This window comes from Salegentibacter flavus (assembly GCF_900115145.1).
Classification (GTDB): domain Bacteria; phylum Bacteroidota; class Bacteroidia; order Flavobacteriales; family Flavobacteriaceae; genus Salegentibacter; species Salegentibacter flavus.
Map to the genome: position 1 here is coordinate 106254 of NZ_FOVL01000008.1, position 22962 is coordinate 129215.

17 protein-coding genes are annotated in these 22962 nt (G+C 38.1%); 6 read left to right on the forward strand and 11 right to left on the reverse strand.

Going from position 1 to position 22962, the window contains the following annotated elements; genetic code table 11:
- Nucleotides 1-53: 53 nt before the first annotated feature.
- From BM266_RS08240 to rnr, 3 genes are read right to left on the reverse strand one after another with little or no spacing between them, the layout of a single operon-like run.
- Nucleotides 54-752 (reverse strand): LysE family translocator, encoded by a 699-nt coding sequence (locus BM266_RS08240; protein ID WP_093408195.1) that lies wholly within the window; start codon nt 750-752, stop codon nt 54-56.
- 30 nt (nt 753-782) lie between these two features.
- Nucleotides 783-1460 (reverse strand): head GIN domain-containing protein, encoded by a 678-nt coding sequence (locus BM266_RS08245; protein WP_139220610.1) that lies wholly within the window; start codon nt 1458-1460, stop codon nt 783-785.
- A gap of 13 nt (nt 1461-1473) precedes the next feature.
- On the reverse strand, nt 1474-3672 hold the full coding sequence (gene rnr, locus BM266_RS08250) for a ribonuclease R (RefSeq protein ID WP_093408200.1): 2199 nt from the start codon (nt 3670-3672) through the stop codon (nt 1474-1476).
- Nucleotides 3673-3920: 248 nt separating this feature from the next.
- Between rnr and BM266_RS17080 the strand changes: the two genes are divergently transcribed.
- The 3 genes from BM266_RS17080 to BM266_RS08260 all read left to right on the forward strand — a co-directional run bounded on the left by BM266_RS17080 (nt 3921) and on the right by BM266_RS08260 (nt 5930).
- On the forward strand, nt 3921-4091 hold the full coding sequence (locus tag BM266_RS17080) for a hypothetical protein (RefSeq protein WP_175494781.1): 171 nt from the start codon (nt 3921-3923) through the stop codon (nt 4089-4091).
- Nucleotides 4092-4881: 790 nt separating this feature from the next.
- Nucleotides 4882-5316 (forward strand): ribose 5-phosphate isomerase B, encoded by a 435-nt coding sequence (rpiB, locus tag BM266_RS08255; protein ID WP_093408203.1) that lies wholly within the window; start codon nt 4882-4884, stop codon nt 5314-5316.
- A gap of 170 nt (nt 5317-5486) precedes the next feature.
- Complete coding sequence (locus tag BM266_RS08260; protein ID WP_394333122.1) at nt 5487-5930, forward strand: GNAT family N-acetyltransferase; 444 nt, start codon at nt 5487-5489, stop codon at nt 5928-5930.
- Here BM266_RS08260 and BM266_RS08265 read toward each other — a convergent pair whose 3' ends face one another.
- The 6 genes from BM266_RS08265 to BM266_RS08290 form a co-directional block, all read right to left on the reverse strand.
- Entirely contained in the window at nt 5931-7559 is a 1629-nt protein-coding gene (locus tag BM266_RS08265; RefSeq protein WP_093408208.1) for a S41 family peptidase, read from the reverse strand.
- 35 nt (nt 7560-7594) lie between these two features.
- The gene (gene rnpA / locus BM266_RS08270; protein ID WP_093408211.1) at nt 7595-7972 is read right to left on the reverse strand and encodes a ribonuclease P protein component; all 378 of its coding nucleotides are present in this window, start codon (nt 7970-7972) and stop codon (nt 7595-7597) included.
- A gap of 214 nt (nt 7973-8186) precedes the next feature.
- On the reverse strand, nt 8187-10025 hold the full coding sequence (locus BM266_RS08275) for a M1 family metallopeptidase (RefSeq protein WP_093408213.1): 1839 nt from the start codon (nt 10023-10025) through the stop codon (nt 8187-8189).
- An 8-nt stretch (nt 10026-10033) separates the two neighbouring features.
- On the reverse strand, nt 10034-11710 hold the full coding sequence (locus BM266_RS08280; RefSeq protein WP_093408216.1) for a S8 family peptidase: 1677 nt from the start codon (nt 11708-11710) through the stop codon (nt 10034-10036).
- Nucleotides 11711-11715: 5 nt separating this feature from the next.
- Nucleotides 11716-12579, reverse strand: coding sequence for an MBL fold metallo-hydrolase (locus BM266_RS08285; RefSeq protein ID WP_093408218.1), 864 nt, complete (start codon nt 12577-12579; stop codon nt 11716-11718).
- An 89-nt stretch (nt 12580-12668) separates the two neighbouring features.
- The gene (locus BM266_RS08290) at nt 12669-14462 is read right to left on the reverse strand and encodes a cation:proton antiporter (protein WP_093408220.1); all 1794 of its coding nucleotides are present in this window, start codon (nt 14460-14462) and stop codon (nt 12669-12671) included.
- Nucleotides 14463-14649: 187 nt separating this feature from the next.
- Between BM266_RS08290 and BM266_RS08295 the strand changes: the two genes are divergently transcribed.
- Together BM266_RS08295 and BM266_RS08300 are read left to right on the forward strand one after the other, a co-directional pair.
- The gene (locus BM266_RS08295) at nt 14650-16500 is read left to right on the forward strand and encodes a cation:proton antiporter (RefSeq protein ID WP_093408222.1); all 1851 of its coding nucleotides are present in this window, start codon (nt 14650-14652) and stop codon (nt 16498-16500) included.
- Nucleotides 16501-16599: 99 nt separating this feature from the next.
- Complete coding sequence (locus BM266_RS08300; protein ID WP_093408224.1) at nt 16600-18630, forward strand: cation:proton antiporter; 2031 nt, start codon at nt 16600-16602, stop codon at nt 18628-18630.
- A 4-nt stretch (nt 18631-18634) separates the two neighbouring features.
- Here the strand turns inward: BM266_RS08300 and BM266_RS08305 are convergent, their stop codons facing one another.
- Together BM266_RS08305 and lepA are read right to left on the reverse strand one after the other, a co-directional pair.
- Entirely contained in the window at nt 18635-19390 is a 756-nt protein-coding gene (locus tag BM266_RS08305) for a YebC/PmpR family DNA-binding transcriptional regulator (protein ID WP_093408226.1), read from the reverse strand.
- 129 nt (nt 19391-19519) lie between these two features.
- A complete protein-coding gene (lepA, locus tag BM266_RS08310) occupies nt 19520-21316 on the reverse strand; it encodes a translation elongation factor 4 (protein ID WP_093408229.1) in 1797 nt (598 codons plus the stop codon).
- Nucleotides 21317-21693: 377 nt separating this feature from the next.
- Between lepA and BM266_RS08315 the strand changes: the two genes are divergently transcribed.
- Complete coding sequence (locus BM266_RS08315) at nt 21694-22959, forward strand: sugar MFS transporter (protein WP_093408231.1); 1266 nt, start codon at nt 21694-21696, stop codon at nt 22957-22959.
- Nucleotides 22960-22962: the final 3 nt, after the last annotated feature.

Sequence of the window (22962 nt, forward strand, 5' to 3'; positions counted from 1 at the left end):
GCTCCTTTTTAAGGGGCTTTTTTTTATTTCTAAAAATTCAACTTTTAAATAATTTATTCTGAAAGGCTATCTGCAGGGGTAATGGTCTCTATCTGGTCGGTAATATTATTTACCTGATTAGGAAAAAGCCCCTGACTAATAAGTATTGCACCAAAAACAATAAGTAGCACACTTATCCCCTTTTTCATAGCGTAAATACGGTTGGGAGTAAGTTTTCTGTTAAGTTTTTTAGCCAGCAAGATCTTAAAAATATCCAGGATAAGGTATGTAGCCAACACACTTCCGAAGAAAACTAAAATACGGTTACCTTCCATCTCGAGTTTGGGACCGAATACAATAATGAGCCCAAGCCAGAAGCCTAAAACACCAATATTTATAAAATTAAGTAGGAAACCTTTTACGGCCAGGCCCATATAATCGCTTTTTTTGAGCTTTCGTATCTCAGGAGTTTCATCTTCCTGCTGCAAGACCTTTTTAGTTTGTACAAAGCTCATCACTCCATAAGTGGCCAGAATAACTCCGCCAAAAATGAATAAGGCGGGATCATCTTTGATACTTTTAAGTAATTTAGTGGTACTTACATAGGCGATAAAAAGAAAAACAACATCAGCGATTATTACGCCAACATCAAAGGAAAAAGCCGCTCTAAAACCTTTAATCGCAGCAGTTTCCAGTAATACAAAAAATACCGGTCCCAGGAGAAAAGCCAGAAAAAAACCAAGTGGAATTGCCGCTAAGAGGTCTTGAATCATACATCGGTAATATAATGCAAATGTTGGGTTTTAGTTCTTTCTATTCACTTTACCACCAAAAAGAGTGTCTTTATCGATTATTTCGGGGTTTCCGTAAACATTTACTGTTCCACCAGCTCTAACCTTGGCATCAACTTTTTCGGAGGCATTTATGTCGGCAACGCCACCGGCACTAATACTTATTGAAATATTACGGGAATCGAGATAGCGTGCATAATACTGGCCTCCAGCCCTTATTTTAACATCCTGGGTTTCGGCCTTGCCCTTCACTTCTACTTCCCCACCCGTGAGGCTTTTTACACTAAGGTCTTGAACCTCAATTTCTGCATAGATTTCGGCACCTTCAGAAGCTTCCAGGTTAAGCACTTCGGTTTTATATAATTCCGGGAGTTCTACAGATGAATTTTGTCTTGCATCTATATTTTTAATAAATTTAAAATACAGATCAACTTTGGTATTATCCTCTTTCCAGATATTATCGATATTCGTCTTTACCTTTAAAATTCCATCTTCAATCTCAAATTGAACATCACCACGTTTTTCGCCTGTAACTACGGCCTTATTCTCATCGGCATAATGCAAATTAAGCTTCAGGCCATTGTATACTTTTACTTCCGAAAAACTTTCAAGCTGGTGGGTTATCTCTTCCTGGCTCAATAAAGTACCGGAAAAGAGAATGGCAAAAACCATTATTAAATTCTTCATCATCAAAAAATTTAAATTAAGCTTCTTCAACCTCTTTTTTAGATCCTATAAGATTAAAATCAAGGTGTCTTTTAACTAAATCGGCATTTTTTACGCCTACATAAACCTCATCCCCTAATTGATAGGTTTTTTTTGTTTTTCGACCTACTACTGCATAATTTTCTTCATCAAATTCATAATGATCGTCTCTTAGATCCCTAAGTCGTATCATCCCTTCACATTTATTCTGAATGATCTCCACAAAAATACCCCAGTCTGTTACTCCTGAAATAACTCCCAGAAACTCTTCATCGTTGTGATCCTGCATATATTTTACTTGCATATATTTAATGGAATCCCGCTCGGCATTTGTTGCCAGGTTTTCCATCTCACTGCTATGATGACATTTTTCGTCATATTCATCTTCTTTTGCCGATGGTTGCTGGTCAAGATATCTCTGCAATAACCTGTGTACCATAACATCCGGATACCTACGAATTGGCGAGGTAAAATGAGTGTAATGAGAAAATGCCAGCCCATAATGGCCAATATTTTCAGTCCCGTAATAAGCTTTACTCATCGTACGAATAGTAAGGGTATCTACAAGGTTTTGCTCCTTGGTTCCCTGAACACTTTCCAATAAATTATTAAGCGAAGAACTAACAGATTTTTTATCCTTAAGATTTAGTTTATGACCAAATTTTGCAACCAGATTGCTTAATGAAGCAAGTTTAGAATCATCTGGTTCGTCATGACAACGGTAAACAAATGTTTTCTTTTCTTTCTGTTTTCCAATAAATTCGGCAACTTTTCGGTTGGCCAGTAACATAAACTCCTCGATAAGTTTATTGGCATCTTTGGAAGTTTTAAAGAAAACTCCTACTGGTTCATTCTCTTCATCCAGTTCGAACTTCACTTCCACTTTATCAAAAGAAATAGCTCCTTCCCGCATTCTTTTAGAACGCATAGTTTTGGCCAGATCGTTCATTACCGTCACAGCTTCAACAATTTCATCTTTAACTGAATAAGCCTCCTCCTGAATAGAAATCTCTGCAGGAATGTCTCCTCCTTTAGTTTCTATAATATGCTGAGCTTCTTCATAAGCAAAACGCGCATCAGAAAAAGTTACCGTTCTCCCAAACCATTCCTTTATGATCTTTGTGTTTTTATCGATTTCAAATACCGCAGAAAAAGTATATTTTTCTTCGTTTGGTCTCAGGGAACAGGCATTGTTGGAAAGCACTTCCGGTAACATAGGAACTACACGGTCTACAAGATAAACTGAGGTTGCTCTTTCATAGGCTTCTTCATCTAAAATATTTCCTGGCTGTACATAGTGAGCAACATCGGCAATGTGAATTCCAATTTCGTAATTGCCATTTTCAAGTTTCTGAAAACTCAAGGCATCATCAAAATCCTTGGCATCTTCCGGGTCAATGGTAAAGGTTAAAACATCACGCATATCCCGTCGCTTTTTGATCTCTTCTTCTTTTATGGAAGTATCAATTTTATCGGCAAATTCCTCTACTTCGGGTGGAAAATCATGAGGTAAACCGTATTGGGCTAAAATGGAATGTATTTCTGTATGATGTTCGCCGGGCGTTCCCAGTACTTTTTTAATATTTCCGAAGGGAGAATCGGCTTTTTCGGGCCATTCTTCAATTTCAACAACTACTTTATCGCCATTTTGAGCTTCACCGAGCTTGTTCTTTTGAACAAACACATCGGTATACATTTTAGGATCGTCTATAACCACGAAACCAAAATCTTTTTTGAGCTGAAGCACCCCAACAAACTCTGTGCGCTTACGCTTAATAATTTTAGTTACTTCTCCTTCAGATTTTTTATTGCGCCTTCGATTATAGATATATATCTCAACTTCGTCTCCGTTAAAAGCTGTATTCAGGTGATTAGGGGATATAAAAACATCATCATCGAGTTCTTCCACAACCACATAGGCATAACCTTTAGTAGTCATATCTATAATTCCGCGGTAATAATCACGGTGATCATTAATTTTAAATTTACCGCGTTCTACCTCTTCAATCTGTTTTTTAGCTGCTAATTGGGATAGTTTTTTAATGATTTGGTTCCGGCTATTGGCATCATTAACCTCTAGTTTAGCTGCAATTTGTTTATAATTAAAGGCTTCACCGCCATTTTTTCGTAATATATCAATAATGCTCTTATCCAGATTTCCCGGCACCTTAGACGTATTTTTCTTCTTTTTATTCATATGTATTATTAAAAATATAAAATTACAGCTTATAAATCACATGAATATATTTTGAATGTAAAGTTTTGTTAATGCAATTTTAGGACGGTATTTTTGGATTTATTTAACTGATTATCAATACTAAGGGAAAACCCTTGATTTCTGGATTCAAAAATAATTTGGTTATAAATATCTTAAAAATTCCTTAAATTTGATTTAACATCAATAGAACTTTTAAGACCTAAATTTGATTTTTATAATGCTTGTTAATGAACAGTCCAACCAAAATATCTCTTTTGTTCTTCCTGATATTTATTATCGGGGTGTTGTTCTATGTAAGCATTATTAATAATTCTCTCAATAAAAAAACAGAGATCGAAATTTATAATTTTTCTATTTCACAGGAGGAAATCTACACCAGTATTACGTTTCAGGAATAACATTTTAATTTTATAAAAATCAGGGAAGCCTATGAAAGCTTATTTGCTTTTAGCCAGCTTCTATTATCAATAGGAATACCTGTTAATACAAGGACTACTGGAAGAACAAGGTATTTTTTTCTTAAAAAGGAACGAAACTCTAGCCAGCCTTTTACCTTTTTATTTAAGGCTTTTGGAGGGATACCTTAATTAGTTCACCAGGAAGATTTTAATCAGGCAAGAAAGATCATTGAGGATTTTTTAAATACAAATCTGCATTTAAAAGTAGTTTAGTTATTAACTATATATATAATTATCATTTCTTTTTCTTTTTATAAAAATTAAAAATGGATGTTATTATAGTCTGTTAACTTGTGCAACAATTTTTCTTCCTAAAATTTGATTTTTCAGTTAAGCCTTTTTGATAACATCTTGTTAACAGGTATAAAATATTCTAAGTATCTGGAAATCTTGGAATTTTAGGATTTAGTTAACAAACGTTAAAAAGAAAATCTTAATTAAAAATGATGATATTTAATGATTTCAACTTTGTTCACAACCTGTTTTTGAATGCTCATAACTTGAGAAGAAATAACCGGGTTATAATTTGATTTACTCAGGTTAAAATTGCTATTGAAATTAAAATTCTATTCTCCAAATAAGGTTCTCATATTCTCATCATAGGTTATCCACATGTCCTTGTAAATATTAAAGCCTTGATTTTAAACACATATTAAAAAGTAATTAACAATCCATTTTGGCGGGGTTAATAAGTGCTTTTTTTATCTTTGTTTCCTCTAAACACACAACTATGAAAATTGCAATAGGAAATGATCACGCCGGAACTCAGTATAAGAAAAAGGTGGCAAACCTCCTTAAACAAAGGGGAATTGAAGTTATTAACTATGGAACCGATTCCGAAGATAGCGTAGATTACCCTGATTTTGTACATCCCGTTGCCGACGATGTTGAAAACAATAAGGTAGATTTTGGGGTTATTATTTGCGGTAGTGGAAATGGCGCCAATATGACCGCTAATAAACACCAGGGAATAAGATCTGCTCTTTGTTGGACTGGTGAGATAGCCAAACTTGCACGCGAACATAACAATGCAAATATCCTAAGTATTCCTGCCAGGTTTGTTTCAGAAAATCAAGCCTTGGATATGGTAAAGATATTTCTTGAAACCGATTTTGAAGGTGGTCGTCATCAAAACAGGATTGATAAAATTCCTGTTCAGAAGTAATAAGCTTTTAATACCTGTAAGATTTTAGCGATATGATTTCTATTTAAAAAATTACATCGCTAAAATTGGGTTTAAAAATTTGCCAGCAGAAAATCTGAACTTCATTTTATTGCTGGCACCTATTTTAATGTCTATCATTTTGTAAAAACCTAAATAAATATTCAATTTTAATTTTGGAAGTCCTAATCAAAACCTTTGAAGAACTCAGTATAAATGAGCTATACCAAATCCTGCAGCTTCGCTCTGAAGTTTTTGTAGTAGAACAGGACTGTGTTTACCAGGATATTGACGGTAAAGACCAAAAAGCATTGCATATTTTGGGTTATAAAGATGATGTTCTGGTTGCATATACCCGCTGTTTTGAGCAAGGATTTTACTTCGAAGAAGCAGCAATAGGCCGGGTGATTGTTAAAGAAAATTACCGAAAATTCGGTTATGGTCACGAAATTCTGGAGGCCTCTATAAAGGCTATTGAAGAGCGTTATAAAACCACCAGAATAAAACTTTCTGCGCAACAATATCTAATAGATTTTTATGAGTCGCACGGGTTTAAAACCACCGGGGAAGGATACCTGGAAGATGGCATCCCCCATATCGCGATGGTAAAAGAATAACTATTTTAAAATTCCCGAATATCGGCTGGGATTATTAAGTATCGCCAGCGATTCCATTATTTCAGGGTTATGTTCAACATAATGTTCATAAAGCCCCTCTTTGTAGAAATAACGCTTTATAATTTCATCGGTGAGCAAACTAACTATTTCAGGTTTTTTATTTTGTAGTTCCTGTTTTTTTAATTGGTTAAGCCCTTCTGAAATATCTTTATAATTACCGATTATATCCTTTTCATAACCTTCTTCTTTAGCCACAATTAACACCTCTTCCAGTTCTTTTTCAGTCTTAGTCTGATAATTGAAATCTATTTTTATAAGGTAATTCCTGAAGTTTTTATAATCATTCTCGGTAAACCTGAAATCCTCAGGATTTTCAAGTTTATGCGTATAATAATAATCTGTGGCAAAATCAAAAATTGCATCCTCCAGCAATAATGCATTGGTTATATCGCTGTATTCTGAGGTTTCCAGTTTCACATCAGGAAGAATTCCTCCCCCGTCAAATACTTTCCTACCGTTTCGGGTTTTAAACTCATTGTAATCTTCAAATTTTACAGCATCACCTTTTTCATCCCGGCTTCTATAATCCAAAGCCTGAATACATCTTCCGCTAGGCGTATAATATCTCGAAATAGTTACTTTAAGTTGTGTACCATAAGCTAATTCCTTTGGCCTTTGCACAAGTCCTTTTCCAAAACTTCGGGCACCAACCACTACACCTCTGTCAAGATCCTGTATTGCACCCGCTACGATCTCACTTGCCGAGGCGCTTCTACCGTTAACAATAACTACTAAAGGAATTTGCGTATCCAGAGGTTCTTTTTGCGTAAAATATTGCTTGTTGTATTTTTCTATTACAGATTTTGTGGTGGTAATCAACTCTCCTTTCTGAAGAAAAATATTACTCACATTTATCGCTTCGCCTAAAAGGCCGCCTGGATTTCCTCTTAAATCCAGAATAATCTTTTCTGCACCCTGGTTTTTTAAATCTTTAAGGGCCCTGGAAGTTTCTGCAGAAGCTCTTGCATTGAAACGCGATAAAACAATATACCCGGTGTTATCTTCAAGAAGTTTGTAGAAAGGAACCGCCTTAAGATCTACGGCTCCCCGCACCAAACTGGTGGTTTTTGTTTCTCCTCTCCGGTTAAAGGTAATTTTAAGGCTTGAGTTTGCAGCGCCATTTAAAAGCTCTCTTGCGTCTTCTTTAAAATCTGAAACCTTGATATTCCCAATCTCAATTATTTCGTCTCCGGCCTTTAAACCTGCTTTATCGGCAGGATAATCTTTGTAGGGTTCAATAACCTTGATATACTCGGGCGTTGCTTTCACTAAAGCTCCAATCCCGGTATATTCTCCTGAATTATTGATCTTTGCGGCCTCCACATCCTGTTCGTTCCAATAATTTGTATAAGGATCCAAATCTGCCAACATAGCCTGGATTGCCGTATCCATAAGTTCTGCAGGATTGGTTTCATCTACATAATTCATATTGATCTCTTTGAAAAGGGTTGTGAAGATTTCTATCTGCTTGGCTATTTCAAAAAAATCTGATTTAAACCCAAGCGTACTGAAAATAAGTCCGGCTCCCAATACCAGGATTCCGGCTTTTTTTATAAGATTCTTTTTCATTTTAAATTATTTTAAGCGGGCCGGGGAGATTCCCTTTATTCCTGTTTTTCCTTTTCAACAAAGGTTTTAAGAAGCTTTATCATCGTCCTGTTCAAGCTTTCATAATCTGTTTTATCCCTGGAAATATAGATGAACATAAAGGCATAAGAACCCGGTATGTTGTTGGTTACAAGATACTTATTTTTTCTGAAAGCTTCACGCATCAGGCGTTTAATCCTGTTGCGCCCGGGAGCGGTTTTAACCAGTTTTTTAGGTACAGAAATTCCTGTTTTTAATTGCGGAGCATCTGAAGCGTTGATTGGAAGATAAACCAATTTTAAGGGAAATTTCTTAACCGATTTTCCTTCGGTAAACAGCTTTTCTATAAGCCTTTCACTTTTTAATTTATCCTGTTTTCCAAAACGCTCATCCATACCCCAAAAGTAAGGATAGGTTTTAATCCTGGTTACATGAACTAAAAATTATTTTCATCTGTTTATATTTTTTAACCAGGATTTGGCAATAGGCACAGGCTTATAATCCTACTCCTGTGTGTTGCCATTTTTTGGGTCCAGAAGCATGCTGGTTTCATATAATAAGAAAGCCCTTCAGTTGGGAAGGGCTTTCAGGTAAGGTTTTAAGAGGAGTTTATTCTTTTTCAGAAGTCTCTGATGGATAAACGTTATTCTCTCTATTTACATCGGCCATAAGTTGAGTATCATCAATTTCTATACTTTCAATCTCACTTAAGGGGCTATCTATACTGAGTTCATAAGTAGGATATGCCCAGGCCCAGTCTTTTTCCTGAATCCAGTTTTCTGTTTCAGGCTCTTTTTCCCATCGCATCATCTGTAGTGGGATGTAATGGATTTGGTGATCTCCATTGGCAAATCTTATACTTAATTCAACCGGCATTGGCATTTCTCCAATTCTCTCCAAAGTGATTTTTGTTGAATTTTTATCTGCTTCTTCAACATTTTTAATAGCATAATCTATTTGATTGGTGGTTTGGGTCCAGTCCATTAAATACCAATCAAGTTCGGCACCGGAAACCTTTTCAGCAACACGAATAAAATCGTTTGGTGTTGGATGTTTAAATTTCCAATCTTCATAATACCTTCTAAGTGTTTTATCTAAATTTTCTCTTCCAATTACGTAGCCAAGTTGTGCAAGAAAAACAGCACCTTTAGAATAGGCTGTAGCACCGTAGGCCGCATTAAGGGAGTAACGGTCGGCGTGGGTGGTTTGTGGTTGTTCTACCCCTGAATTTGCAAGTTGAAGATATCCACGATACGAACCTGTATGAGGATTCTCTGCATCGGTTTGCATAACGCGATTCATAGCCTTACTGGAAATGTAAGAGGTAAAACCTTCGTCCATCCATTCGTGCTTGCTTTCGTTAGTCGCCATTAAATGCTGAAACCAGGCGTGAGCCATTTCATGAGCAGTGACACCTACCAGGCTTTGAAAGCTTCTTTCACCGGTAATTAAAGTAAGCATAGCATATTCCATACCTCCATCTCCCCCCTGGGCTACAGTGTATTGATCCCATGGGTATGGACCGATTTTTTCGTTAAAAAACAGTAATAACTCTTCTGTTTTAGACTGAAGCCTTTTCCAGTTTTCCTTGATTTCTTCGTTGTCTTTATAGAAAAAGTGAAGTTCGGTTCCGTCTTCGGCAATTCTTACATCGTGAATATATTCAGGATCTGCAGCCCAGGTAAAATCGTGAACTTTAGGAGCCACAAAATGCCAGGTATGCGTATCGCCCTGGGCATCAATTTCTTCTTCACTGTATCCGTGACCAATTTCATCGGCATTCTGAAGATATCCAGTGGCAGCTACGGTGTAATTTTTATCTATGGTTAGTTCGACGTCAAAATCACCCCAAACGCCGTGAAATTCCCTGGCAATATAAGGATCAGCATGCCAGCCCTGAAAATCGTATTCGGCCAGTTTAGGATACCATTGGGACATGGAAAGAGCTATTCCTTCTGAGCTGTTTCTTCCCGATCTCCTGATCTGTTCAGGGACCTGCCCGTTAAATTCCATTTTAAAAACGGTTTTTTCTCCAGGGAGAATAGGCTTCTGAAGTTCCACCTCCAGGACGGTTCCTACTTCTTCGTAATTAAGATTTGTTCCATCTTGTGTTAGGCTGGAAACTCTTAAAAATCCCTGTTGTTCAGGAGTTAATTTCGAAATTCGGTCTCCTACCCTTCTGTCCGGATCCTGGATGGTTCTGGAACGCACGTCCATTTCGCTCCCTGGTTGGAAAGCATTGAAAAATAGATGATAAAACACCTTGTTTAAGGTATCGGGAGAATTGTTGGTATACTCTAGTTCCTGGGTTCCTGTATACTGGAAGTTTTCTACATTCATATCTACTTCCATCTTGTAGTCTGCGTGCTGTTGCCAGTAACTGGTACTGTTTTGGGCTACCATTAATGAGGTTGCCAGTACAGTTAAACTTAGAAATATTTTCTTCATAAAATTGATTATTTGGTTTGTGATGCTAATATTAAGGCGTTATAAAGGTTTACCATTTTTCCTGAAACAGAGAGTTCATCGAATTTTTGTGTGTTTTTGCCCTCTTCTCCTACTAAAACTGAAGTCTTGGTGCTTATCCCACTATCCATAATGATCTGTTTTACCTGTGGTGCGGAAAGTTTAGGATAAAAAGATCGTATTAATGCCGCTATTCCTGAAACCGCAGGAGCTGCCATAGATGTACCCTGCATATATTCATATTCATTATTGGGCGTGGTGGACCAAATCTTTGTGCCCGGCGCAAAAACGTCAACATTAAGCTTACCATAGTTGGAAAAACCGGCTACCAATCTGGAACCATAATCGAAATTAAGAGCTCCCACACTTAAGACATTATTGGAAAACTCTTGTGGATTTTCGGGTGTCTGGTCATTTGGATAAATCCTTTTTTGATCAAGATTTATTCCTTCATTCCCTGCGGCATTAACGATAAGCACATCGTTTTCTGCAGCATATTTTATCGCCTCCTCCACCCATTCGGGATTTGGAGAAAAGTATTTACCAAAACTGGTATTAATAATTTTAGCCCCGTTATCTACGGCGTAACGAATCCCAAGGGCAATGTCCTTATCATATTCATCGCCATCAGGCACAGCTCTTACTACCATAATTTCCACATTATTGGCAACACCTTTAATTCCAAGATTATTTTCCCGGTTTGCAGCAATAATCCCGGCCACATGAGTTCCGTGTTTTACGTCCTCTTTTTTAGGATCGGGACCCGCAACTTTATTATTTCCATAATCAGTATCAGTGATATCGTAGGGATCATCACCTACCGGTGCTCTTCCGTCCAGATCAAGATTAAAGTGGGTATCAATTCTTCCGGCATAATATTCAATGGCCTCATCGAGCTCTTCTAAAGCTTCTGGAATGTTTTCATTAACATTATCCTGTATTTGAAGCAACATTGCTTTATACTGTGCTAATTGCTGATCTGTGGTTTCCAGCGCCCTCAACTCCTCATTGGTATAATCTTCTTTTCCTAATTGAGAAGATACAGCAGCGTGGGCTGCTAACAATTGTTTTTTAATCGCTTCATACTGATTTTTATTCTGAAGGGTTTCGTTGTATTCCTTTTCGTATTCGGCCTTTGCTTCCTGGTAGTAGATATATTCCGCGCGATCTGCGGTACTTATAGAACTTGCCGGTTTTCCTTCATATTTAGGCTGAAGCCTTTTCATAATACGGGTATATTCCATGTTCTCTTCAACGGCATCACCCAGGAAGTTCCAACCGTGAATATCGTCTACATAGCCATTTTTATCATCATCTTTTCCATTGTTGGGAATTTCATCACGATTTACCCAAATTACACTTCGCAAGTCTTCGTGATGTATATCAACCCCACTATCCAAAACCGCTACGATAACTTTTTTACCCTTATTGTTTTTAATTATTTCCTGGTAAGCGCGGTTTACGCTCATCCCAGGGATGGTATCGGCTAAAAGATCTGCGCCGCCCCAGCCTTTTAATTCGGTTTCAGAAAGATCTGTAATTTTTAATGGAATAGAATCAATATCCGCGATTGGCGTAGAGATTATTTTTGGTGCCGTACTGCTGCAACTTGTGATAATTACAGCGCCTGCTATTACAAGTACCTGTTTTAAAAAAGGTATTTTCATATTTTTTAATTAAAAAGTTCGTTAAAGCTAAAAGATTGATCCAGTCTTACTCCTTTTTCAGTGTGTTTAAGACTTATGATTTCGTTGTGGGCATCGTGTTCCAGGAAAAGATAGAAATTTTCATCGGCAGCCTGTTTTAGAAATTTATCTTTTTCGGGCAGGGTGAGTAACGGGCGGGTATCATAACCCATCACGTATGGCAGCGGTATATGCCCCGCTGTGGGGAGAAGATCTGCCATGAAAACCAGGGTTTTATCTTTATAAGTAATATGAGGAATCATCTGTTTATCGGTATGACCATCTACAAACAATACGCCAAAAGGCAGGTTTTCTGATTGTTTAAAAGTTTCAGTATCTTTTCTTTCTACGAAATGAAGCTGCCCGCTTTGTTCCATAGGAATAATATTTTCCTTTAAAAATGAAGCTTTCTCTCGCTCATTTGGTTGGGTTGCCCATAACCAATGTTCTTTATTACTCCAGAAACGGGCGTTTTTGAAGGCCGGTTCGTAACCGGTACGGTTTTTATTCCATTGGATACTTCCACCACAATGGTCAAAATGAAGGTGGGTCATAAAAACATCGGTGATATCATCGCGGTGAAAACCGTGCTTTTCAAGAGATTTATCTATAGAATGATCTCCCCAACGGTAATAATAGCTAAAGAATTTTTCGCTTTGCTTATCCCCCATACCGGTATCGATAAGTATAAGTTTGTCACCATCTTCAATTAAGAGGCAACGTGCAGCGATATCTATCATATTGTTTTCATCGGCGGGATTTGTACGATTCCAGAGGGTTTTTGGAACAACCCCAAACATGGCCCCTCCATCCAGTTTAAAATTCCCGGCTTCTATAGGATATAATTTCATAAATGCTGATTTTTTTCCCCCGCAAATTACTAAAAGCATAATACATGTTTAAACATTCGGTCAAGGATGGAATATATTTAACAGGAAATTCAGAAATCAGGAGAGATATATAAAACTTGTTCTCCTGGCAGAATATCATCATTGTAATGAAATGGCCGCTTCTGACCTTCAGGATTAATAATAATTACAGGAAGAAAATCAGCATTTTTATTTTGATGTTCCTTAACCCATTCCCGGGTAGTTATTTCTTCTTCAATTTTCTGTTTATTCTCCTGAAAGTTGCCCGTGGATATTCGGTTTGACCAGGGTTCGAGCTCGGTCTTGTCGGCGAACATCGAGGTAGCATTAACCTTATCCAGCAAGTCTACATCGACGCCATTTTCATTTGGAGAAACCAGCACAATCTTGTTGGGAATGAAAAACGCATCATCGGCGAGTTGAGCGGCGAGAAGATTTATTTCACTGTTTCCGGTAAGAGCTATAAAAGTTCCTTTTTCTATCGCCCCGGCATCTTCCATTGTTTCTTCTTTAAGAATATTCCCATGAACAGTTTTATAACCTTGCTGTTTAGCTTCGGCAACAAGTTCCCGGTTTCCATCTATGATTACTATTTCCTGTACTCCTTTTAGCTGTTTGGCGATAAAAAGACCAAGCGGATTTGCTCCCAGAATAATATATCCCGATCGGGATTCCTGGGTGATAAGCTCTCCCCGACTTCTTAGCCATTTTGTGGTCCAGGTTAACATAACCGGCACACTTAAAGTAGTGAATATCGCCATGAAAACAAGAATAGAAAAGATCTCTGAAGTTATAATCCCCATTTGTAAACCTATTCCTGCGATAATGATCTCTACGGCTCCTCGCCCATTCATTCCGGTTCCAACTGTAATTCCCTCGCGCCAGCCATTTCCGCTTGGAAGATAAAATACAGCGGTTCCCACGATTTTACCTATCATCGCTACGGCAGTAACCACTACAAGCATCCAGAGATCGGTCTGGAATACATCTAAAGTCACATTAAATCCTGCAGAAACAAAGAAAATGGGAGCAAGGAATCCCACTGAAACATCGTGGAAAATATGATTGATATCTTTTGAGATCTGGCGTTGAAAAACCCCATCTCTTATGAACAAACCTGCCATAAAAGCACCCAGGATACTATGAAGCCCGGCAACTTCTGCAAGTTCAGAAAAACCTAAAACTATTATCAAAATAAGGGTAAAATGCAGGGTACGGCTGGTGATATTGGCTTTATAGAGATATTTTCCCAATAATGGCAAGAGGTAAATCCCCGCAAGAGCGGTAAAAATGAAGAATAAGATAGCCTTCGCAGCCACCCAGATTAGTCCTAAACTGTCTATGCTTCCGGCATCTACATAACTAATTATTCCGGCAAAGATCACCAGGGCAAGAGTATCTGAAATTAGAGCTCCGGCCATCAATACATAGGCTATCCGGGTGTTGAGCAATTTAAGATCGACAAGAATCCGGCTTTTTGTAGCGAGCGAGGTAACCCCAACTGCGATCGCTACAAAAATCGCTGCCATTTGTGTTCCATCGAAGTAAAGGATGGTATAGTAACCTAACGCAAAGGGGACAATAAACCCGCCAACTGCCGCCAGTAATCCCGCCCAGGAGGCTTTTCCCAGGTCTCTGAAGTTGATTTCCATCCCGATATAAACCATAAGAAGAATAATTCCCACCTCGGCTAAAACATTGATCATCTCTGAAGTTTCCAGAAGACCAAAAAGTGCGGGGCCAAGAAGAATACCTATTAAAAGTTCACCGAGAATAGCTGGATAACCAATTTTCTTAGCTACTGAACCGCCAATCCATGCGCTCGAAAGAATGATTAACAGGTTGAGGATATTTAATTCTTCCATAGGTTTTAGCTGGTTTGTCGTGTAAAGGGCTTACAAAATATTAATATTTTTCGAACTAAAATTCATTAATTCAACTTGATAGTGATTAAAAGCAGTTTTTCATTTAATAAATGAGAAAATTCTTCAAAAACATTCTTAAATCAGGTTATTTTTGTAAATAGCAATATTCCGCTTAAATAAAAAAAGAATGTTAGAACTTGCAAGTCTTGTTATACTTGGAATTTTGGCCCAATGGTTGGCCTGGAAAATAAAAACCCCCGCAATTCTCCCCTTAATTCTTATAGGACTTTTGGTAGGACCTGTTTCTACTTTTTTTACCGAAGATGGCACTAAGTGGCTGGAACCCATTTGGAATGGAAGTGAAGGTGTGTTTCCGGGAGAAAGCTTGTTTTATTTTGTTTCCCTGGCTATTTCAATTATACTCTTTGAAGGCGGATTAACCTTACGCAAAAGCGAAATAGGGAATATAGGTCCCGTAATTGTAAAGTTAATTAGCGTAGGAACCCTGGTTACCTTTGTAGGAGCCGGTCTTGCAGCACATTTTATCTTTGGCTTGACCTGGCAGATCTCCTTCCTTTTTTCAGCATTGATAATTGTTACCGGGCCAACGGTAATATCGCCTATTCTAAGGAATATTCCGCTTAAAAAACATGTTTCCTCCATTCTCAAATGGGAAGGAATTCTCATAGATCCCATCGGTGCCCTTATTTCAGTATTGATGTTTGAATTTATCAGGGTAGAAGGTGGGCAGGATTTTACGATAACCGCCTTAACTGAATTTGGTAAGATCTTGCTCTTTGGATTCACTTTCGGATTCACATTCGCCAATATTCTGGCTTTTCTTATTAAGAAAAATATAATTCCGCATTACCTTTTGAACGTGTTTATCCTGGCAACGGTGCTGGGAGTTTTTGTCCTGGCAGATATTTTCGCACATGAAAGCGGCTTACTGGCTGTGGTTATTATGGGAATGGTGATGGGAAACAAAAAGCTTCCAAATATCAAGGAGCTTCTTTATTTTAAAGAATCTTTAAGTGTATTACTTATTTCTATTCTTTTTATACTTCTTGCCGCCAATATAGAAGTTGAGGAAATGCTTCTGGTTTATAACTGGCAATCCCTTATTCTCTTTGGGATAGTGGTTTTACTGGTTAGACCTATAGGAGTAATTTTGAGCTCTTTGGGCTCTGGTCTTAAAGTAAACGAGGTTTCCTTTATTAGTTGGGTTGGTCCACGAGGTATTGTGGCAGCAGGTATCGCTTCACTCTTTGGACTCCGCCTGGTGCGCGAAGGGGTAGAAGATGCCGAATATATCACTCCCCTGGTATTTATGGTTGTACTGTTCTCCGTTCTTCTGAATGCGACTACCGCCAGGTTTTTTGCTAAAATAGTAGGGGTATTTATTAAGGAATCCGAAGGGATTTTAATTATCGGGGCATCTTCTATAGCAAGATTAATAGGAAAATATTTACAAGAAAACAATAGACATGTAGTCTTGCTGGATAGTAACAGGGATAATGTTAAAAAAGCCAAAGAAATGGAAATAGAAGCCATTGAAGGTAGTGTTTATGAAGATAATCTCTTTAACAACATCGAATTAAACGATATTGGGTATTTAATGGCTATGACCGGGAATAGCGATATCAACAAGACCGCTATTAATAAATTCCAAAAACAGTTCGGGGAAAATGGTTCCTTTAGAGTGATCACTTCTGATGAAATGACTAACCCTGAACTCAATCCCGAAGAAGGACTGTTTTCTCATACCGATGATTATATTAAGCTTACGGAATTAGCCAGAAAATATCCCGAAATTCACGAAAAAGAGCTAAATAGCAAAGAGCATTATGAAGGCCTGATCGAAATCACCAAAAGCAGCCCTGATATACTTCCCCTATTTGTGAAGAACAAGCAGGGTAAATTCACTATTATTCCTTCTAATAGTTCACAAGTGGAAATCGAAGAAGGTTTCAAACTGGTATATCTTGGAAAAGTGTTGGAAAATGAACAAAATGCTGAGGAGCCTGCAACCACATAAGAATTAATTATTCTGACAATCAACTTTTATTTTACTGGATAATTACCTGACTAGAAACTATTGTTTTTCCTATTTTTATAGCAACCAACAAGGAATTAGATGAACGAGTTTTTAGATATTTTGCAGCACGAATTTGAATTGCCCTTCAGCAATCCCGTTTTAGTTTTTTCTCTAATTCTTGTTATTATCCTGGTCTCCCCAATTATTTTCAGGAGAATTAATATTCCAGGAATTATAGTGCTGATTATTTCTGGTATCATCATAGGACCCTATGGCTTCGGCCTCCTGGAGCAGAATGCTGCGATAGATCTTTTTTCCAAGATCGGTCTTCTTTATATCATGTTTATTGCAGGGCTTGAACTTGATATGAACCAGTTTAAGGTGAACAGGAACAAAAGTTTTCTCTTCGGATTTTTCACTTTCATTCTGCCACTGGCTATTGGCTTTCCTGTATGTTATTACTTCTTAGGTTACGACTTCAATGCGAGCTTTCTTACGGCGAGTATGTTTGCTACTCATACGTTAATTTCTTATCCCATAGTGAGTAAGATGGGTGTAGCAAAAAATGAGGCTATTGCTATTACGGTGGGAGGAACTATTTTAACCGATACCGCAGTACTTATTATTCTAGCGGTTATTATGGGCAATGCCCAGGAAGGTGGACTCACCGCCGATTTTTGGATTAGATTAGTGATTTCCCTGAGTATTTTTATTTCCATAATGTTCTTTGCGGTCCCCCGGCTGGCCAAATGGTTTTTTACACACATGGAGAAAGAAAAACACGCCCATTATATTTTTGTGCTCGCCGTTGTGTTCCTTGCTGCTTTTCTGGCCGAACTTGCGGGGGTAGAAGACATTATTGGAGCCTTCCTTGCCGGACTTGCACTTAACCGGTTAATACCACACTCCTCCGCACTTATGAACCGTATAGAATTTATGGGGAATTCCCTTTTTATTCCGTTTTTCCTTATTAGTGTTGGGATGCTGGTGGATATAAGCGTGATTCTAAGCGGGTATATGGCTATTTTAGTGGCTGTAACCCTCTCTGTCGTTGCTCTCGCTGGAAAATGGCTGGCAGCTTTTTTCACCCAGTTGGCGTTTAAATACTCCAGTGCTCAGCGAAAGGTAATCTTCGGTCTAAGTAGTGGTCACGCTGCTGCAACCCTGGCGGTAATAATTGTGGGATATAATGCTGAGATCATAGATATCAACATCCTTAACGGAACGATTATTCTTATTCTATTAACTTCTATCGTTGCCACTTTCGCTACGGAAAAGGCCGCGGTAAAACTAGCCGAAGAAGGGAAGGAGTTAAACCCTGAAGAGATAAAAAAATCTGAAAGTTACAAGATGGAAAGCATTCTTCTTCCACTGGCCAATATCGTTAATTTTGATAAGTTGCTGGAATTTGCAACCTTGATAAAAGATAAAAGTTCGCTGAATCCTATTTCTATTGTTTCAGTTGTTCCAAACGATGAGCAGGCCGAACTCAATATTGCCCAGGCAAAAAATAAGCTCGAAGATTTTGTTAAACAAGCCTCAGCTTCTGAAACCGATGTCGATATAACCGCTACCATAGACCAGAATGTGGCCGAAGGAATAGCAAGAAAATCCCGCGAACTTATTTCAGACATTATAGTAATGGGATGGCCAACAAGCTCCCGGCCCGGGATAGTGATTGGAGAGAAAATGCAAGGCATAATTAATCACACGAAAAAAACATTATTCCTATGCGATGTGAAGAGGCCCTGGGCCACAAATGAGGGATTGGTGGTCACAGTTCCACCCTATACCGAAACCCTTGAAGGTTTTGAATTATGGATAAAAAAAATGATAATTATTGCTGAAGAGCTGAGCATTCCTATAAAACTATATTCCAGCAAAGTGACCTGGCACGCAATCGAAAAAGTGGTAGATGATCTCAACTTACAGGCACCCTTTACTTTTACAGAATTTGATAATTGGGAGGATTTCCTGATAATTTCTCAAAATGTGCAATCTGAAGATATCATTATGCTGGTAATGGGCCGCAAAGAAACCATAGTTCATCAGCCAATACTTGAAAATATTCCTCAAAAACTGGAAAAATATTTTGCAGAGAACACCAAGATAATTGTGTATCCACAGTAATGGATTATTCCTCCATAGCGCTTACCAGTTCATCGGTGATCTCCAGGTTATGATAGACATTTTGAACATCTTCATCGTCCTCAAATTTTTCAACCAGATTCAGGATCTTTTTAGCATCCTCAATTGGTAACTTCAAAGTATTCATAGGAATGCGGTGAATTTCTGAAGCTTTTGGTTCTATGTTCAGTTCTTCCAGCTTGGAAGACATTAACCCGAAATCGGTAAAATCAGTATAAACACTGAGAAGATCTTCTTCTTTTTCAATTTTGGTGGCACCACCTTCGATGAGTTCCAGTTCAAATTCCTCAAAATCCATTTCAATCTGATTCCGTTCAATAACGAAAACTCCTTTTTTATCAAAAAGGAATTCAAGAGAACCATTAGTGCCCAGGCTTCCACCGTTTTTAGAGAAAATCGACCTGACAGATGCTACGGTGCGGTTGGTATTATCTGTGGTACACTCAATAAAAAAGGCAATTCCGTTTGGACCATAGCCTTCAAAAGTGACAAGTTCATAATTATCGGCATCGGCACCGCTGGCTTTTTTTATGGCGCGTTCAATGGTATCTTTGGGCATATTTACCCCTTTGGCATTGGAAATAGCATTCCTCAGCGCCGGATTAGCTTCGGGATCGGGGCCACCTCCGTCTTTTACAGCAACACTAATCTCTTTTATTGCCCGTGTAAACTCCTTTGCCCTTTTCTTGTCCTGAGCACCCTTACGATGCTTAATATTCGCCCATTTACTATGTCCTGCCATTTTTAAGTATTATTTTGAAGAATTACAAAAATAAAAAAATGAGGAAAGAGAAAAAACCGGAAGATTTTAAGGCATAAAAAACCCCACAGTGAAATGTGAGGTTCGGATCTATTTTAATTTTTTTTTAAACTAATCGTTAAGTTTCAAAACCGCCATAAATGCTTCCTGCGGAATTTCTACATTCCCCACCTGTCGCATCCGTTTCTTACCTTTTTTCTGCTTTTCAAGAAGTTTTCTTTTTCGGGAGATATCCCCACCATAACATTTGGCGGTTACATCTTTTCTAAGTGCTTTTACCGTTTCACGGGCGATAATCTTAGCGCCAATTGCGGCCTGAATTGGAATATCAAACTGTTGTCGCGGAATAAGTTCCTTCAGCTTTTCACACATTTTCTTCCCAATATCATAAGCATTATCAACGTGTAGTAATGCTGAGAGCGCATCTACCTTATTGGCATTAAGCAGGATATCCACTTTTACAAGCTTAGACTCTCGTAACCCAATAGGAGAATAGTCAAAAGAAGCATATCCCCGGGACACGGTTTTTAACCTGTCGTAAAAATCGAAAACTATTTCTGCCAGGGGCATATCAAAACTTAGTTCAACTCTTTCGGGAGTTAAATAGGTTTGATTGGTGATCTCTCCCCGTTTCTCGATACACAAATTCATCACTGGTCCAACATAGTCGGCTTTGGTGATGATACTTGCCTTAATATAAGGTTCTTCTACACGGTTAAGGGAGGAAGGTTCGGGAAGATCTGAAGGGTTATTCACCAGAATAACCTCATCTGGATTCTTATTGGTATAGGCGTGGTAGGATACGTTGGGTACCGTGGTAATAACGGTCATATCAAATTCACGCTCAAGGCGCTCCTGGATAATCTCAAGGTGTAACATTCCGAGGAAACCACAACGGAAACCAAAGCCAAGTGCGGCAGAACTTTCAGGAGTAAAAACCAGCGAAGCATCATTAAGCTGAAGTTTTTCCATTGAAGCTCTTAACTCTTCGTATTCTTCGGTATCTACCGGATAAATTCCCGCGAAAACCATGGGTTTCACATCCTCAAAACCAGCAACAGCTTCGGTGGTTGGATGTTTTGCATCTGTAATAGTATCACCCACTTTTACCTCGCGGGCATCTTTAATTCCAGTGATGAGGTAACCTACATCTCCGGTTTTAATTTCATTTTTAGGATGTTGTTTCAGTTTCAGGGTTCCTACTTCATCGGCGTAATAATCTTTCCCTGTGGCCACAAATTTTATATGCTGACCTTTTTTTATACTTCCGTTAATCACCCTGAACAAAGTCTCCACTCCACGGAAGGGATTATAAACAGAATCGAAAACAAGTGCTCTTAAAGGCGCATCCACTTTTCCGCTAGGTGCGGGTATGCGGGTGATGATGGCGTGAAGGATCTCCTCTATTCCCAGGCCGGTTTTGGCACTGGCGGGAATAACATCAGAAGCATCACAGCCAAGTAGGTCAACAATATCATCGGTAACTTCTTCAGGATTAGCACTGGGAAGATCTATTTTATTTAGTACAGGAATGATTTCCAGGTCATTTTCTAATGCAAGATAAAGGTTAGAGATTGTTTGCGCCTGGATACTTTGGGCAGCATCAACTATTAGAAGGGCTCCTTCACAGGCGGCAATAGACCGGGAAACTTCATAGGAAAAATCTACGTGACCCGGAGTATCGATAAGGTTCAGAACATAATTTTCACCTTCATGAACATAATCCATCTGGATAGCATGACTTTTTATGGTGATACCACGCTCGCGTTCCAAATCCATACTGTCCAGCAATTGTTCCTGTTTTTCGCGTTCAGTAACCGAACCCGTAAAATCCAGTAACCTGTCGGCCAGTGTACTTTTTCCGTGATCAATGTGTGCAATTATGCAGAAGTTTCTAATATGCTTCATAAAAAATATTGAGTGAGCCTGTTCAAAAAGATTTGTTTCGTCAGTCAAATTCTCTTATATACCTAAAAAACAATACAATAAGATTCAATTTAACGTTTTCTAGCACTTTTTGACAGCCCCGAATTTAAGGCTACAAATATAGTTTATTTAAGCCGTTTCCAATATAGATAGAAAACAAGTTTCGATTTGCAGTAAAAACTTTATGACTTCTTTTATAAATAAAAAAATAGAAAATCTATTAATATTTATTAAAAAACTTAGATAAGTGTCTATTCGTTCTAAAAAAGTTTCTTTTTTTTGTAAGTAGGATTTTTGTTTTAAGTTTATTAACAATTAATAAGCTTTCTAAAATCACAATTAACTAATAAAATTAAAATATGGGAGTACAGGATCAATCTGGCAGTCAAAACACCAACAGATCAATAATCATTATAGGGGCGTTATTTTTTATTTTCGGATTTGTTACCTGGCTAAATTCTGTGCTAATTCCCTTTTTAAAAACAGCCAGCCAATTAAACAATTTTGAATCTTACCTCGTTGCTTTTGCTTCTTATATCTCCTATTTTGTAATGGCAATCCCTTCTGCATGGGTTTTAAAGAAAACAGGTTTTAAAAACGGAATGTCACTTGGTCTTGTGGTTATGGCAATTGGTGCTTTGATTTTTATTCCTGCGGCTATGTCCAGAACTTATGTAATGTTTCTTTTTGGATTGTTCGTTCAGGGGACGGGACTTGCTTTACTGCAATCTGCAGCAAATCCTTATATCACCATTCTTGGCCCGATAGAAAGTGCTGCCAAGCGAATCAGTATAATGGGAATTGCCAATAAAGTAGCCGGGGCTTTAGCTCCAATTATTTTTGGTGCGATTCTATTAAAAAATATGGATGCTATAGAAGCAAGACTGGAAGGAATGGGAGCGGCAGCAAAAACAGCTGAATTAAATGAACTTGCCTCTCTTGTAATTACGCCCTATGCCGTTATGGCTGTTATTTTAGTTGGTCTTTCAGTTCTAATTTATTATTCGGCATTGCCTGAAATTGAAACCGATAGGGAAGATGAAACCCTTGCTGCTACCAATAAAAGCAAAACCAGCGTTCTTCAGTTTCCTAATTTATTATTGGGAACCCTCGCAATGTTCCTATATGTTGGGGTAGAAGTAATTGCCGGTGATACCGTAATTAGTTACGCCCGTGATGGGCAGGGTATTCCTACAGATATTGCTAAATATTTTACCACTTATACATTAATCGCAATGATTGTGGGTTACTTAATTGGGACGGTCACTATTCCTAAATATATCAGCCAGCAAAAAGCACTGCAGATATCAGGTATTCTTGGAATTATCCTTGGACTGAGCGCGATTTTTACTGATGGTTATATTTCAGTGCTTTTTATTTCGTTATTAGGTTTAGCCAACGCTTTAGTGTTCCCTGCTATCTGGCCTCTGGCATTGAACGGATTAGGAAGATTTACTAAAATGGGCTCTTCATTTCTAATTATGGCGCTCGCCGGCGGAGCTATACTACCGCTTATTTATGGTTATTTAGCTGATACTTTTGATACACAATCGGCTTATTGGATTGTAATACCTAGTTACCTTTATATTTGGTTCTTCGCAGCCAAAGGACATAAAATTAAATAAAGC